14 protein-coding genes are annotated in these 14236 nt (G+C 69.2%); 6 read left to right on the forward strand and 8 right to left on the reverse strand.

What is annotated here, in order from left to right:
* Nucleotides 1-16 precede the first annotated feature (16 nt).
* On the reverse strand, nt 17-1039 hold the full coding sequence (gene hemE / locus ACIQLD_RS09845) for a uroporphyrinogen decarboxylase (RefSeq protein WP_402607833.1): 1023 nt from the start codon (nt 1037-1039) through the stop codon (nt 17-19).
* 87 nt (nt 1040-1126) lie between these two features.
* Here hemE and ACIQLD_RS09850 point away from each other — a divergent pair, with 87 nt between their 5' ends.
* From ACIQLD_RS09850 to ACIQLD_RS09860, 3 genes are read left to right on the forward strand one after another with little or no spacing between them, the layout of a single operon-like run.
* A complete protein-coding gene (locus ACIQLD_RS09850) occupies nt 1127-2422 on the forward strand; it encodes a glutamyl-tRNA reductase (protein WP_402607834.1) in 1296 nt (431 codons plus the stop codon).
* A 33-nt stretch (nt 2423-2455) separates the two neighbouring features.
* A complete protein-coding gene (locus tag ACIQLD_RS09855; RefSeq protein ID WP_402607835.1) occupies nt 2456-3028 on the forward strand; it encodes an HhH-GPD-type base excision DNA repair protein in 573 nt (190 codons plus the stop codon).
* A complete protein-coding gene (locus ACIQLD_RS09860) occupies nt 3025-3450 on the forward strand; it encodes a DUF1801 domain-containing protein (RefSeq protein ID WP_402607836.1) in 426 nt (141 codons plus the stop codon). The genes ACIQLD_RS09855 and ACIQLD_RS09860 overlap by 4 nt, the downstream gene beginning before the upstream one ends.
* A gap of 100 nt (nt 3451-3550) precedes the next feature.
* Here the strand turns inward: ACIQLD_RS09860 and ACIQLD_RS09865 are convergent, their stop codons facing one another.
* Together ACIQLD_RS09865 and ACIQLD_RS09870 are read right to left on the reverse strand one after the other, a co-directional pair.
* Nucleotides 3551-4033 carry a hypothetical protein gene (locus ACIQLD_RS09865; protein ID WP_402607837.1) on the reverse strand — a complete coding sequence of 161 codons (483 nt, stop codon included), beginning with the start codon at nt 4031-4033 and terminating at the stop codon, nt 3551-3553.
* Between the two features lie 86 nt (nt 4034-4119).
* Nucleotides 4120-5268 carry an epoxide hydrolase family protein gene (locus tag ACIQLD_RS09870; protein ID WP_402607838.1) on the reverse strand — a complete coding sequence of 383 codons (1149 nt, stop codon included), beginning with the start codon at nt 5266-5268 and terminating at the stop codon, nt 4120-4122.
* A 68-nt stretch (nt 5269-5336) separates the two neighbouring features.
* Here ACIQLD_RS09870 and ACIQLD_RS09875 point away from each other — a divergent pair, with 68 nt between their 5' ends.
* Nucleotides 5337-6296 (forward strand): helix-turn-helix transcriptional regulator, encoded by a 960-nt coding sequence (locus tag ACIQLD_RS09875; protein ID WP_402607839.1) that lies wholly within the window; start codon nt 5337-5339, stop codon nt 6294-6296.
* 49 nt (nt 6297-6345) lie between these two features.
* Here ACIQLD_RS09875 and ACIQLD_RS09880 read toward each other — a convergent pair whose 3' ends face one another.
* On the reverse strand, nt 6346-7731 hold the full coding sequence (locus tag ACIQLD_RS09880; RefSeq protein WP_402607840.1) for a glycine--tRNA ligase: 1386 nt from the start codon (nt 7729-7731) through the stop codon (nt 6346-6348).
* 115 nt (nt 7732-7846) lie between these two features.
* Between ACIQLD_RS09880 and ACIQLD_RS09885 the strand changes: the two genes are divergently transcribed.
* On the forward strand, nt 7847-9316 hold the full coding sequence (locus ACIQLD_RS09885) for a peptide MFS transporter (RefSeq protein WP_402607841.1): 1470 nt from the start codon (nt 7847-7849) through the stop codon (nt 9314-9316).
* A gap of 38 nt (nt 9317-9354) precedes the next feature.
* Here the strand turns inward: ACIQLD_RS09885 and ACIQLD_RS09890 are convergent, their stop codons facing one another.
* Both ACIQLD_RS09890 and ACIQLD_RS09895 read right to left on the reverse strand, forming a co-directional pair.
* The gene (locus ACIQLD_RS09890; RefSeq protein WP_402607842.1) at nt 9355-10044 is read right to left on the reverse strand and encodes a GNAT family N-acetyltransferase; all 690 of its coding nucleotides are present in this window, start codon (nt 10042-10044) and stop codon (nt 9355-9357) included.
* A gap of 48 nt (nt 10045-10092) precedes the next feature.
* Nucleotides 10093-11418 (reverse strand): alpha-hydroxy-acid oxidizing protein, encoded by a 1326-nt coding sequence (locus ACIQLD_RS09895; protein WP_402607843.1) that lies wholly within the window; start codon nt 11416-11418, stop codon nt 10093-10095.
* A 61-nt stretch (nt 11419-11479) separates the two neighbouring features.
* Here ACIQLD_RS09895 and ACIQLD_RS09900 point away from each other — a divergent pair, with 61 nt between their 5' ends.
* A complete protein-coding gene (locus tag ACIQLD_RS09900; RefSeq protein ID WP_402607844.1) occupies nt 11480-12919 on the forward strand; it encodes an MFS transporter in 1440 nt (479 codons plus the stop codon).
* Nucleotides 12920-12940: 21 nt separating this feature from the next.
* Here ACIQLD_RS09900 and ACIQLD_RS09905 read toward each other — a convergent pair whose 3' ends face one another.
* A complete protein-coding gene (locus ACIQLD_RS09905) occupies nt 12941-13534 on the reverse strand; it encodes a dihydrofolate reductase family protein (protein WP_402607845.1) in 594 nt (197 codons plus the stop codon).
* Between the two features lie 57 nt (nt 13535-13591).
* Nucleotides 13592-13993, reverse strand: coding sequence for a hypothetical protein (locus ACIQLD_RS09910; protein ID WP_402607846.1), 402 nt, complete (start codon nt 13991-13993; stop codon nt 13592-13594).
* Nucleotides 13994-14236: the final 243 nt, after the last annotated feature.

Here is a 14236-nt window from a genome sequence, read left to right on the forward strand (position 1 = left end):
CGTCAGACGGCGGCCGTCAGATCGTGCGCGCCAGCTCGACGATGCGGGTGAGCTGGTCGGGATCGGTCTCCGGCGGAACGCCGTGGCCGAGGTTGAGGATGTGAGCACGCGCCGCACGACCGCGCTCGACGACGTCGCGCACATGGGCCTCGAGCACCGACCACGGGGCTGCGAGCAGCGCCGGGTCGATGTTGCCCTGCACCGTGACGTCCGGTCCGAGGATCGCGGCGGCCTCGTCGAGCGACTGACGCCAGTCGACCCCCACGCCGTCGGCGATGCCGTCCAGGCGCATGTCGGCGAGGAACGGACCGGTGCCCACTCCGAAGTGGATCGTCGGGAGGCCGATGCCGTCCAGCGCCGCGCGGGAGTGCGGGGCGACGAAGGCGCGGTAGTCAGCCGTGCTGAGGGAGCCGGCCCAGCTGTCGAAGAGCTGGACGACGGATGCACCCGCGTCGCGCTGCGTCTCCAGGAAGCGGCGCGACACCTGGGCGAGCCAGCCTGCGAGACGGTTCCACGAGTCGGGGTCGGAGTGCATCATGGCCCTGGCCCGCAGGTGCTCCTTGGACGGACCGCCCTCGACGAGATAGGCCGCGAGCGTGAAGGGCGCGCCCGCGAACCCGATCAGCGGGGTGTCGCCGAGCTCGACCGTGACGAGACGGACCGCTTCGGCGATGGCCGTGCCGTCGAGGTCGTTCGGGTCGATCGCGGTGATGCGGTCGACGTCGGCTGCCGTACGCACCGGGTTCGCGAACACCGGGCCGCGGCCGGGCTCGATCTCCACCTCGACGCCGGCGAGGCGCAGCGGGATCACGATGTCGCTGAAGAACACGGCCGCATCGACCCCGTGGCGACGCACCGGTTGCAGAGTGATCTCAGCGGCGAGGTCGGGGGTCAGGCAGGCGTCGAGCATCCTTGTTCCGACACGCAGCTCGCGGTACTCGGGCAGCGACCGGCCGGCCTGTCGCATGAACCACACCGGCGGGTGGGCAGGACGGTCGCCGGCGAGGGCGCGCAGGAGCGGGGCGTCGGAGAGGGCCATGCCTCCATCCTCCCATCTGCCCCTTATGGAGCCGCCGAGTTCGACCGGCCGGACCCTCGCCCGCAGGCGCTCCGGTACAATCGATCTGTGCTGCTGTGTGTGACGGCGAGTCACAAGACCGCCTCCTTCGAATTGCTCGAACGCCTGAGCCGCACCCCCGACGACGTCGCTCCCACCATCGTGGGCATGACGCCGTGCGTGCAGGGTGCGGTCGTCCTGGCGACGTGCAACCGCTTCGAGGCGTACGTGGAAATGGACGAACCGGTCACCGCCGCCGGCGCCATCGGCGTCGAGGCCGTGATCGAGGCGGTGGAATCCGCGACCGGCATCTCCGCTGCCGACCTCGACGGCGCCTACACCGTGCACTCGGGTCGACGCGTCGCCGAGCACCTCTTCTCCGTCGCCTCCGGCCTCGAATCCGTCGTCTCCGGCGAGGGCGAGATCGCCGGTCAGGTGCGCCGCGCGCTCAAGTCGGCCCGCAAGGACGGCACCACCTCGCCCGAGCTCGAGCGCCTGTTCCAGCGCGCCAGCCAGGCCCAGCGCAAGGTCAAGAACGTCACCGCCCTCGGCCGCGCCGGCCGTTCGCTCGTGCGCCTCGCTCTCGAACTGGCCGACAGCCGCATCGCCGACTGGTCGGCCGAACGGGTACTGCTGGTCGGCACGGGAGCCTACGCCGCGGTCACTCTCGCCACGCTCCGCGAGCGCGGTGCCGTGAACATCTCGGTGTACTCGCCGTCGGGCCGCGCCGAGGTCTTCGCCGCGAAGCACGGCATCCGTCCGATCACCGCCGACGAGTACGCCCGCACTGCCGCACGGTCGAGCCTGCTCATCACCTGCACCACGGCCACGGAGCCCGTGCTCGGACCGGAGCACCTGCAGCTTCCGACCGGCCTCGCCACCGCAGGCTGCCCGGTCGGCGCGCACAGCCAGCTCGTGGTCGATCTGGGCATGCCGCGCAACGTCGACCCCGCGGTCGCCTCCCTCGAGGGTGTCGCACTGCTCGACCTCGAGACCATCCGGCTGCACGCGCCGCTCGAAGAGCTGCAGGCGACGGATGCCGCCCGCAGCGTCGTGCGCGAAGCCGCCGAGACCTTCCATGTCGTCGGCGCGCGTCAGAGCGTGACCCCGTCGGTGGTGGCCTTCCGCTCGCACATCTTCGAACTGCTCGAGCGCGAGATCGATCGTGCCCGTGCGCGCGGCGACGAAGACGGCAAGGTCGAGCAGGCCCTGCGTCACCTCTCCGGCGTCCTCTTGCACGCCCCGACGGTGCGGGCCCACGAGCTCGCCGCCGCGGGTCGCGCCGACGAGTTCACCGCGGCGCTGGCAGCGCTGTACGGCATCGCGCCCGAGGCCGAGTCGTCTGAGGGCGCCGCCACCGCCTGACACGCTCGGCTTGCACGGTGGCACACTGGAGTCATGGCCCTTCACATCACCGGAGACACCGCCGCCGACGAGCTGCTGACCGGCAATCCGCTCGCCCTTCTCGTGGGGATGCTGCTCGACCAGCAGGTTCCGATGGAGACCGCGTTCGCCGGTCCGCTCAAGATCGAGCAGCGCACCGGCGCAGCTGACGCCGCGACGATCGCTCACATGGCGCCGGACGAGTTCCTCGAGGCGTTCAAGCAGACGCCCGCCGTGCACCGTTTCCCCGGGTCCATGGCGACGCGCGTGCAGACGCTGTGCCAGACCCTCGTCGACGACTGGGACGGTGATGCCGCGGCCCTGTGGACGGAGGGCGACCCGTCGGGGCCCGAGGTGCTGAAGCGCCTGAAGGCCCTTCCCGGCTTCGGCGAGCAGAAGGCCAAGATCTTCCTCGCCCTCCTCGGCAAGCAGTATGGGTTCACGGGCGAGGGGTGGCGCGAGGCATCCGCTCCCTATGGTGAGGACGGGTCGTACCGCAGCGTCGCCGACATCGTCTCGCCGGACTCGCTCGCGAAGGTGCGCGAGCACAAGAAGGCCATGAAGGCTGCGGCGAAGGAAACGAAATGAAGCCCACAGGAGATGACGTCGCGGGGCTCATCGCCCGCTCCTCCCCCGCGGTCCGCCGCCGCGACGCCGAGACGCTGACCGCGCTGATGCAGGACATCACCGGCCGCGAGCCGCAGACCTGGGGCACGATCATCGGGTTCGGATCCTGCCACTACCGATACCCCACCGGCACGGAAGGCGACAGCGGGCTGCTCGGCTTCGCACCCCGCAAAGCCGCCACCACGATCTACCTGTTTGACGGAGTAGCCGAGCACACCGAGGCCCTGGGGAAGCTCGGCCCGCACACCACCGGCGTCGGATGCTTGTACATCAAAGACCTCGAGCAGATCGACCTCGACGTGCTGCGCGGCATTCTGGAGCGCTCACTCGCCTGGGTCGAGGCGGGCGGCACCCCCGAGGTGCAGCTCACCGTCACGGGCTGAGTCGCGAGTACGAGCGCAGGGTCTCTCCGCGCAGCGTCTCTCAGCGCAGCGTCTCTCAGCGCAGGATCTCTCAGCGCAGGATCTCTCAGCGCAGGATCTCTCAGCGCAGCACTTCGACGAGCGCGACCCACGACACGACCACAGCCGAGACGATCGCCAGCAGACAGCCCGCCGCCGCGAGGTACAGCCCCGCCGGATGACCGATCCACACCAGCACGCCCGCGGTGAGGTAGGCGACGATCGGCAGGAAACCGACGAGATACTTGAGCGGGCGGGCGCGGTCCTCGGGGCTCGGGTCGGACGCGATCAGCCGCGTGGCGTGCACCTGGAACACCGCGGCCAGAAGTGTAGCGATGACGGCCGCCGCGCCGAACCATATCCCGTCGATATCGGGGATGAGCCCCAGCGCCGACACAGCCAGAGCGAGCAGCAGAGCGGCGATGCCTGCCAGCAGCCGCGCGGTCAGGGTGCGCGACTTCACGATCTCGGCGATGTTGACGCTGGCGGCGACGATCACGAGTCCGGCGAGCGCGGCCGTCGCGCCCGCCATCGCGACGTTGAACTCGCTCCACGGCTCGAACATGCCGACATGCTAGACCCACCCGCGCGGTGCTCGCACGGGTGGGTCTGTATGGAGGAACCGGGGCGAAGACCCCCAGGGGAAGAACGTCAGGCCTGCGCGGCGAAGAACGTGCGGATGTCGCCGGCGAGCAGGTCGGGGCGCTCCAGAGCGGCGAAGTGCCCGCCCTCGTCGAAGCGGCTCCAGTGCACGATGTTCGAGTTGTCGCGCTCGGCGAAGACCCGGATCGTCTGGAAATCGTCGGCGAAGACCGCAACCCCGGTACGTGCGGCGCTGACCCGCGGCCCGGCATCCTCGGCGCCGACATCGGCCCTGGCGTTCTCCAGGTAGCTGCGGGACATTCCGGAGGCCGCATTCGCGAACCAGTTCACGCTGACCTCGAGCAGGATCGTCTCCAACGGCACCAGCGAGGTGCCGTTGCCGAACGAGTTGAACAGCTCGCTGTAGGCCAGCAGCCCGACCGGGGAGTCGCTGATCCCCACCGACACGGTCTGCGGACGGGACGAGTTCATAGCGTTGTAGCCGCCGACAGACTGGAACCACTGCATGTGCTCGAGGCCGGCGTAGTCCGCGGGCTCGAGCTTCTCGAACTCCGCCGGGTCGCCCGAGGGGAACGAGAACAACTGCAGCACGTGCAGCCCGAGGAACCCGGCCGGCTCGAGCAGACCGAGTTCGCGGGCGACCATCGCGCCGTTGTCGGAACCGTGGATGCCGTAGCTGTCGTAGCCGAGCCCGCGCATGAGGCGGTCGTAGGCCTCCGCGACCCGCGCGGTCGTCCACCCCGCAGAGGCGAGCGGCTGCGAGAAGCCGTACCCCGGCGCGTCCGGGATGACGACATCGAACGCGTCTTCCGCGCGGCCGCCGTGCGCCACCGGGTCGACGAGACGGTCGATCAGGTCGAGATAGTCGATCGCCGAACCGGGGTAGGTGTGCGCGAGCAGCAGCGGCGTCGCGCTCTCGTGAGCCGACCGCACGTGGATGAAATGGATCGTCTGACCGTCGATCTCGGTGGTGAAGTGCGGGACGGCGTTGATCCGCTCCTGGGCGGCAGCCCAGTCGAAGTCGCGCCAGGCCGCGACGGCCTCGCGCAGATAGGAATTGGGGGTGCCGGCATCCCAGTCATCCGTCGGAGAAGGCTGCGGAAGACGGGTGCGGGCGAGTCGATCCTGGAGATCGGCGACCTCGGCGGTGGAGACCGAGACGGTGAAGGGGCGGAACGTGAGCGTCGTGTTTTCCATATCTCGAAGGTAGGAGTGCATTAGGTTGGATTCGTTCCTAATGGACGAAGAACTTTCGAGGAGTTCTCATGGCCGATCCCACCGCGCGGCTGCTGGCCCTGCTCGCCCTGCTGCAGACCGGCCCCGAGCGCTCCGGAACCGAGCTCGCCGCCCGGCTCGGCGTCTCCTCGCGCACCGTGCGGCACGACATCGAGCGGCTGCGCGACCTCGGATACCCCGTCGACGCCACGCGCGGATCGGTCGGCGGATACCGTCTCGGGGCCGGTGGCAGCCTCCCTCCGCTGCTCCTCGACGACGAGGAAGCCGTGGCGGTCACGGTCGGACTCCGCGCCGCAGCGGGCATCGCCGGGGTGGCGGAGTCGGGGGCCAGGGCACTCGCCAAACTCGAACAGGTGCTGCCCTCGCACCTGCGCCCGACGGTGGATGCGCTGCGCTCGAGCGTCGACCGCGCCCCGGAGAACAACGACACCGACGCACCGGACCCCGAGGTCGACGCCGCGACGCTGCAGGCCATCGCGAGCGCGATCCGCAACGAGGAATGGCTGCGCTTCGACTACGAGGGCGCGCCCGTGCTGGTCGAGCCGTATCGGCTGCTCACCTGGGTGCGCCGCTGGTACCTGGTCGCGCGCGACCCCGAGACTGGAGAGTGGGGCACGTACCGCGTCGACTGGATGGAGCTGCGGATGCCGACGCATCGGCGCTTCGACCCGCAGCCGCTGCCCGGCGGCGACTACACGGCCTTCGCGATGCGGACCATCGCGGTGAGCGGCTGGATCGTGCACGCCCGGCTGCGCATCGACGCCCCGGCTGCGGCCGTGCTCGATCGGATCCACGCCGCGGTCGGTGTGGTCGAACCGGTCGACGACGAGCACTGCATCCTCGTCACCGGCGCCGACAGCCTCGACACCGTCGCCGCCTACATCGGGATGCTGATGATGGACTTCACGGTCGAGAGCCCGCCCGAGCTGCTCCCCCGCCTGCAGCTGCTCTCCGAGAGGTACGCGCGCGCGGTGGCCGGGAGCGCATGAAGGACCCCGCCGGCCCGCATGAGGCCGACGGGGTCCGGATACTGCGTGCTCAGGCGCCGCGCAGGCGCTCGGCCAGGTACGCGTGCAGCTCGTCGATCGAGACGCGCTCCTGGGCCATGGTGTCGCGGTCGCGCACGGTGACGGCACGGTCGTCGAGGGAGTCGAAGTCGACCGTGACGCAGAACGGGGTGCCGATCTCGTCCTGGCGACGGTAGCGGCGGCCGATCGCACCCGCGTCGTCGAAGTCGACGGCCCACGAGCTGCGGAGCGTGTCGGCGACCTCGCGAGCGAGCGGGGACAGCTTCTCGTTGCGCGACAGCGGCAGCACCGCGGCCTTGACCGGCGCGAGGCGCGGGTCGAGCTTGAGCACCGTGCGCACGTCGGTTCCGCCCTTGGCGTTGGGCACCTGCTCTTCGACATAGGCGTCAACGAGGAACGCCATCATCGCGCGGGTGAGACCGAACGACGGCTCGATCACGTACGGGGTGTAGCGCTCGCCCGTGGCCTGGTCGAAGTAGGTCAGGCTCTGGCCGGACGCCTCGCTGTGGCTGGAGAGGTCGTAGTCGGTGCGGTTGGCGACACCCATGAGCTCGCCCCACTCCTTGCCCGCGAAGCCGAACTTGTACTCGACATCGATGGTGCCGGCCGAGTAGTGGGCACGGTCGTCCTCGGGCACGTCGAACTGACGCATGTTCTCGGGGTCGATGCCGAGATCGATGAACCAGTTCCAGCAGGCCTCGACCCAGTGCTCGAACCACTCCTGCGCCTCGGCCGGCGGCGTGAAGAACTCGATCTCCATCTGCTCGAACTCGCGGGTGCGGAAGATGAAGTTTCCGGGAGTGATCTCGTTACGGAACGCCTTGCCGACCTGGCCGATGCCGAACGGCGGCTTCTTGCGGCTCGCGGTGAGCACGTTCGAGAAGTTCACGAAGATGCCCTGCGCCGTCTCGGGACGCAGGTAGTACAGGCCCGACTCGTCGTCGACGACGCCGAGGTAGGTCTTCACCAGACCGGAGAACGCCTTCGGCTCGGTGTACTGGCCCTTGGTGCCGCAGTTCGGGCACGGGATGTCGGCGAGACCGCTCTCGGCCTTGCGCCCCTTGCGCGCCTCGAAGTCCTCGATGAGGTTGTCGGCGCGGAAGCGCTTGTGACACTGCAGGCACTCGACCAGCGGATCGGTGAAGGTCGCGACGTGACCCGACGCCTCCCACACGCGCTTGGGCAGGATGATGCTGGAGTCGAGGCCGACCATGTCGCCACGGCCGCGCACGAACGTCTGCCACCACTGCCGGCGGATGTTCTCCTTGAGCTCGGTGCCGAGGGGGCCGTAGTCCCACGCAGAACGGGAACCGCCGTAGATCTCACCCGCTTGGAACACGAACCCGCGGTGGCGGGCGAGGGCGATGACCTTGTCGAGGCGGGACTGTTCGGCCATGGTGGCTCCAATGGTCGGATGCGGGAGGAAACCCGTGAACACGGGCATCTCATTCTATCCGTGGTTCCCGCGCGCTCTCTGGCCTCGACGGCTGCGCCAGAGTAGCGTCCTGGGGATGAGCACTGCAGCGCGAACACCGCGGACCCGCGACGACGACACCCGGTTCTTCGGGCAGCCGTGGGCCCTGGTGCACATCTTCGGCGTGGAGATGTGGGAGCGCTTCAGCTTCTACGGCATGCAGGGCATCCTGCTCATCTACCTGTACTTCTCGCTGACCGAAGGCGGCCTCGGCATCCCCAAGGCGATCGCGGGCGGCATCGTGGGCGCCTACGGAGGGTCGGTCTACCTCTCGACGATCCTGGGCGCCTGGCTCGCGGATCGCCTGTTCGGGGCGGAGCGGGTGCTGTTCGTCAGCGCGATGGTGATCGTGGCGGGCCACCTCGCCCTCGCTCTGCTCCCCGGCGCGGTCGGCGTCGGGGTCGGCCTCGTGCTCGTCGCGCTCGGATCCGGCGGGCTCAAGGCGAATGCGACATCGGTCGTGGGCAGCCTCTACAGCGCCGACGACCCGCGACGGGACGCCGGTTTCTCGCTGTTCTACCTCGGCATCAACCTCGGCGCGTTCCTGGGTCCGATCCTCACCGGCATCCTGCAGTCCTCGCTCGGCTTCCACTACGGCTTCGGGCTCGCGGCCATCGGGATGACGCTGGGACTCATCCAGTACGCGTTCGGTCGCAAGTCGCTACCCGCCTCGGCGCGGGAGGTGCCGAACCCGCTCCCGAAGTCGCGCTACCTGTTGGTCGGAATCATCGCCGGCGCCGCGGTCGTGCTCATCGCCGTCCTGGTGCTCATCGGCGTGATCCGGCCCGACAACCTGGCCACGCTGGTGATCGGCGTCACGATCGTCGCCGCCGTCGCCTACTTCTCGGTGATCCTCGGCAGCCGCCGCATCGACGCCACCGAACGCTCCCGGGTATGGGCGTTCCTGCCGCTGTTCATCACGAGTGTCGCATTCTGGTCGCTGTACCAGCAGCAGTTCACCGTGCTGACGATCTACTCCGACCAGCGCCTGGACCGGAATCTCTTCGGATGGGAGATGCCGGTGTCGTGGGTGCAGTCCATCAACCCGGTGTTCATCATCATCCTGTCCGGTGTCTTCGCGGCGATCTGGACCAAGCTCGGAAAGCGCCAGCCGTCGACCCCGGTGAAGTTCGCGCTGGCCGCGATCATCATGGGCTCGGCATTCCTGCTCTTCCTGCCGTTCGCCGGCGGAGGAGCGAACTCCACGCCACTGCTCGCGATCGTCGGGATCCTCTTCGTGTTCACGGTCGCGGAACTGCTCATCTCGCCGGTCGGGCTCTCGGCCGCCACCAAGCTCGCACCGACCGTTTTCCGAACCCAGATGGTCGCGCTGTTCTTCCTGTCGATCGCACTGGGCACGGCGATCTCCGGCTGGCTCGTGCAGTTCTACAACCCCGACGACGAGGTGCCGTTCTTCTCGATCCTCGGTGGCATCGCCATCGTGGTCGGCATCGGACTGCTGCTGAGCGTGAAGCCCGTGCTGAAGCTCATGCGCGGGGTGCGCTGAGCCCACCCCGCCGCGGGCTCAGGCGGTGAAGCGGATCCTCAGGCGGTGAAGAGGTAGCCGCGCGCGTTGTCGTACCCGGCGATGGTGAGCCCGCTGCCGAGCAGACCCTCCATCTGCGCACGCAGACGGAGACGCCATTCATGAGCGGCGGCCGGATCGGAGATGCGCAGCGCCTCGATGTCGGCGGGGATCTCGAGAGTCTCGACCACCGCGTCATCGGCCGGAGGCTTGGCGATGTCGGCAAGCGCCCACTCGACATCGAGGCGGTCGCTCTCATCGCCCGCGTCGCCGCCGCCGAAGATGCCGTAGCGGTTGACCGAGTAGCCGGTGGCGCGCGCGCCCAGGACGGTGAAGAAGAAGTGCGCGTTGCGCGCCACGAGCGGATCGAACACCCATGTGATGCGGCCGACATCGCGGGAGAACGCCCACTGGCGCTGGTGCTCCTTGAGCTCGCGACCCCAGCCGCGACCGCGGTACTCGGGAAGCAGGGCGGTGATGTGCGAGTGCATCGCACGGCGCGCGGGCTCGCCGAAGAAGGCTATGGATGCACCGACCATGCGCTCGTCGTCGCCTTCGCCGTCGAAGAAGCCGACGACGTAGTTGCCCGACTGCTGCAGGGCACGCAGGGTTCCGGCATCCACCACGCGCTGCGGACCCCGGATGGAGTCGAGCAGGCCCTGCGCGTCGAGGATGAGTTCAACGGTGTCGAGGTCACGGATGGTTCGCACGCACCCAGTCTGCCCCTCCTCGGCCCGTTCGAGGAATCGGAACCGCGATCAGACCTTCCGCAGCGCGTCGCGATCGAGCTGCGGGATCGAGGTCAGGCCCGCGAGCCCGAGTGTGATGTCGAGCTCGGCCAGCACGTTGCGCACGACCTCGCGCACCCCGGTCTCGCCGGCGATGCCGAGCCCGTACGCATAGGGCCGTCCGAGCGCCACGACGGTGGCACCGAGTGCGAGGGCGATCGCGGCGTCCGCTCCGCCACGCACTCCGGAGTCGAAGACGACCGGCACACGGCCCGCCACGCGCTCGGCGATCGCGGGCAGCACATCGAGCGTCGGCACGGACTGGTCGATCTGACGGCCGCCGTGGTTCGAGATCCAGATGCCGTCCATCCCGGCGTCGAGGGCGGCCTGCGCGTCGTCGGGGTGCACGATGCCCTTGAGGATGATCGGCAGGCTCGTCCATTCGCGGGCCTTCCCGAGGTCGCCCCAGGTGAGCGCCGGAGTGGAGAAGATGTCGAGGAAGGTCTCGACCGCAGCCCTCGGCAGCGGGGAGCGGAGGTTGTCGATCGCCGAGCCGCCGCCCGTGAGCGGCGCGCCCTTCCGCGCGATCGTGAGGGCTGCGGCGACCGCCTTGGGGGTGACCCTGACGCCCGGCGCATCGCGCTTCGAAGCGGCGGCACGCTCCCGCACCAGCTTCTGGAACACCGGATCGCTCGTGTACTGCGCGATCCCCATGCCCCGGGTGAAGGGCAGATAGGCCAGATCGAGGTCGCGCGTGCGCCAGCCGAGCAGGTGCGTGTCGAGGGTCACCACGATCGCCTCGCATCCGGATGCCTCGGCGCGGGCGAGCAGTGACCGGTTGAGGTCGTCGGACGCGGACCAGTAGAGCTGGAACAGCCGCGAGCCCCCTGGCGCGGCATCCGCCACCTGCTCCATCGGGAAGGACGCCTGGTTCGAGAGCGTGTACGGAACGCCGAGAGAGGCCGCGGCCCGTGCGACCGCGAGGTCGGCATCCGCGTGTGCCATCTCCATCACCCCGAGCGGTGCGAGCAGCAGCGGGGTCGCACGCCTCTTCCCGAGGAACTCCACGCCGAGCTCGCGGGTCGAGACGTCGCGCAACGGCCGCGGCCACACCTGCCAGCGCTCGAAGGCGCGGCGATTGGCCGTCATGGTGCGCTCGGAACCCGCCCCACCGGCGATGTAGGCGAAGGCCTCAGCGCTCAGGGCCTTGCGAGCCGCCGCTTTCAGGCCGACGGGATCGATCGGCACCGCGGGCCTCGTGCCGCTGATGCCGGCGCGGTAGATCTCGGACTGGGTGCGCCGGGAGATGCCGCGGTGGGCGGCGGGATCGTCCGGAGCGACGCTGCTCGTGGCCATGAGCACATGCTAGCCAGCGCCGGACGGCCCCGCACCGTTCGATCGCCGATAGCCTGAGCCGGTGGGTGCGAGTGATGACAGAGCCAGGAAGCGCCTCTCCCGGACCCCACCGAAGTGGGCGATCGTCGCGGTGCTCGCCTTCGCGGGGCTGTGCTCCTCGTTCATGTTCACCCTGGTCGTGCCACTGCAGGCCGAGCTGCCGCAACTGCTGAACGCCTCACGCGAGGACACGACCTGGGTCGTCACGATCACTCTTCTCGTCGCGGCGGTCGCCACCCCGATATCCGGCCGCCTCGGTGACATGTACGGCAAGCGCCGGGTCGTGATCGCATTGCTCGCGATCCTGATCCTCGGCTCCGTGATCGCCGCCGTCTCCGGTTCGATCGTCGGCGTGATCATCGGCCGTGCGCTGCAGGGGGCCGTGACGGGCGTCGTCCCGCTCGGCATCGCGATCATGCGCGACGTGCTGCCGCCCGAACGGCTGGGCACCGCCGTGGCCCTGATGAGCGCCACCATGGGCGTCGGCGGCGCGATCGGAATGCCGGTGGCGGCCCTTCTCGCGCAGAACGCCGACTGGCACATGCTCTTCTGGCTCGCCGCCGCTCTCGGCGTCATCGGCCTCGCTCTGGTGCTGGCAGTGATCCCCGAAGACGTGCTGCGCTCTCCCGGTCGACTCGACGTGATCGGCGCCGTCGGCCTCGCGATCGGCCTCACCGGCATGCTGCTCTTCGTCTCGCGAGGCGCGCAGTGGGGGTGGACCTCGCCGCTGACGCTCACCTGCATCATCGGCGGGCTCGCGGTGCTCCTGGTGTGGGGCTGGTACCAGTTGCGCACGAAGGACCCGCTACTCGACCTCCGCGTCGCCGCGCGGCCCGCCGTGCTGTTCACGAACATCGCCGCGATCGGCATGGGGTTCGCGCTCTTCGCCTCGAACGTGACGTTCCCGCAGATGCTCGAGGCGCCGGCGATCGGGGGCGGCTTCGGCCTCGACATGGTCGCTGCATCGCTCGTGATCATGCCCGCGGGTCTGGTGATGATGGTGATCTCGCCGCTCTCGGGTTGGCTGGAGCGCACCGTGGGCCCGCGCCCGCTGTTCACGGTCGGCGCCACCGCGATCGTGCTCGCCTACGTGTTCGTGCTGCTGTGGTCGAGCGAGGTATGGCACGTCCTGGTCGCGAACCTGTTGATCGGAGTCGGGATCGGCTTCACGTTCGCCGCGATGCCGATGATCATCATGCGCTCGGTCCCCGCGAACGAGACGGGAGCCTCGAACGGCCTGAACGCGCTGTTCCGGTCGATCGGAACGTCGGGGGCGTCGGCCGTGATGGGTGGTGTCCTCGCCGCGATGAGCATCGACATCGACGGGGTCGCCGTGCCCTCCCGCGCCGCGTTCGAGGTGTGCTTCTGGCTCGCGATCGCCGCGGGAGTGATCGCCGTGGTGCTGTCGCTCTTCATCCCGAGGCAGCGCAGCACAGAGCAGCATCCGTCGCTGCCGCGCTGAAGACGGACTTCGCCCGACAGGTCAGAGCCGGCGGTAGGTGATGTGCGTCACCAGGGACGTCGCGCGCACCGAGACCCGCTCGAGCCGCTGCGGCGATACGCCCTCGAAGATGCGCTCCCCAGCGCCGATGATGCACGGGGTGATGTGCAGGCGCAGCTCGTCGAGGAGCCCCGCTGCGAGGTACTGGTTCACGGTGCGCGCACCGCCCGCGATCGAGATGTCCTGATCGTCGGCGACCGTCCGCGCCCTCTCGAGCGCCACCTCGATCCCCTCCGTCACGAAATGGAAGATCGTCCCGCCCTCCATCTCGATCGGCGCATGCGGGTGATGCGTGAGCACGAAGACCGGGTTGTGGTATGGCGGGTTCGGGCCCCACCAGCCGCGCCATTCCCGGTCCCATTCACCGCGCACTGGACCGAACATGTTGCGACCCATGATGGTCGCGCCCGAGGTGACGATCGCGTCGACTTCCGCCTTGTTCTCCTCGTACGCGTCGAACATCCAGTTGTGCAGCCAGCCGTCGTCGACGTCGCCGAACGGCTTCTCCTCGGTCTGGTTCAGGCCGGTCGCGTAGCCGTCGGCCGAGACGGCGATGTCGCTGAAGACGATTCCCATGCAGTGCTCCTCATCCGATGCGGTCGCCCTCCGGTCTACGGGAGTCGACGCCGGCCGTCAACGGGAGATCGTGCGCGGATCCGGATCACCCTCATGCGGAGGGCGCAACCGATCGGGAATCGGCCACGACAATATGAACTGCGCAGTGGCCGGACGGGTCATGTCGCCGAAGTCGTCGATCTTGACGACGATCCGGCCGGGAGCGCCGTCTTCGTCGGGAGTCACTTCGAGGATGCGCACCCGCAGCGGACGGGCGTCCTCGCCCTCCAGCATCCACGGTTCGGCGAGCCAAGCGATGCCGTGCTCTTCGAGCGCCGCTTCGGCATCGAGCCACTCGGTCGGGGCGGATGCGGGGCGGCCGAGCACATCGACGGCGATCCAGTCGTCGCCGTCGGGGTGGATCCACCCGAGAAGCTCGCCGTCATCGCGGCGGTGCGGAGTCCAGTCAGGTCGAGGCATCCCTCGATGCTAGCGAGCACAGCCGCCGGTACGTCTGACGCCCGCGACATCCGGCGATCACGCGAGATCAGGCCATCACGCGGGATCAGGCGGGATCAGGCGGCATCAGGCGCGATCAGGCGCGATCAGGCCATCACGCGACATCACGCGACATCAGCCATCAGGTGAGATCACGCGGGATCAGGCCGATTCAGCCGCTCCCCGCCTGATCCGACGAGACTGCCTGTTCTCGCCGGCTCGATC

Source organism: Microbacterium sp. NPDC091662 (assembly GCF_044756705.1).
Taxonomy (GTDB): Bacteria; Actinomycetota; Actinomycetes; order Actinomycetales; family Microbacteriaceae; genus Microbacterium.

What these genes read in the sequence shown, in the direction of transcription:
- hemE (WP_402607833.1), bottom strand. Translation starts at nt 1,039, where the DNA reads ATGGCCCTCTCCGACGCCCCGCTCCTGCGCGCCCTCGCCGGCGACCGT.
- ACIQLD_RS09855 (WP_402607835.1), top strand. Translation starts at nt 2,456, where the DNA reads ATGGCCCTTCACATCACCGGAGACACCGCCGCCGACGAGCTGCTGACC.
- ACIQLD_RS09860 (WP_402607836.1), top strand. Translation starts at nt 3,025, where the DNA reads ATGAAGCCCACAGGAGATGACGTCGCGGGGCTCATCGCCCGCTCCTCC.
- ACIQLD_RS09865 (WP_402607837.1), bottom strand. Translation starts at nt 4,033, where the DNA reads ATGTTCGAGCCGTGGAGCGAGTTCAACGTCGCGATGGCGGGCGCGACG.
- ACIQLD_RS09870 (WP_402607838.1), bottom strand. Translation starts at nt 5,268, where the DNA reads ATGGAAAACACGACGCTCACGTTCCGCCCCTTCACCGTCTCGGTCTCC.
- ACIQLD_RS09875 (WP_402607839.1), top strand. Translation starts at nt 5,337, where the DNA reads ATGGCCGATCCCACCGCGCGGCTGCTGGCCCTGCTCGCCCTGCTGCAG.
- ACIQLD_RS09880 (WP_402607840.1), bottom strand. Translation starts at nt 7,731, where the DNA reads ATGGCCGAACAGTCCCGCCTCGACAAGGTCATCGCCCTCGCCCGCCAC.
- ACIQLD_RS09885 (WP_402607841.1), top strand. Translation starts at nt 7,847, where the DNA reads ATGAGCACTGCAGCGCGAACACCGCGGACCCGCGACGACGACACCCGG.
- ACIQLD_RS09895 (WP_402607843.1), bottom strand. Translation starts at nt 11,418, where the DNA reads ATGGCCACGAGCAGCGTCGCTCCGGACGATCCCGCCGCCCACCGCGGC.
- ACIQLD_RS09905 (WP_402607845.1), bottom strand. Translation starts at nt 13,534, where the DNA reads ATGGGAATCGTCTTCAGCGACATCGCCGTCTCGGCCGACGGCTACGCG.
- ACIQLD_RS09910 (WP_402607846.1), bottom strand. Translation starts at nt 13,993, where the DNA reads ATGCCTCGACCTGACTGGACTCCGCACCGCCGCGATGACGGCGAGCTT.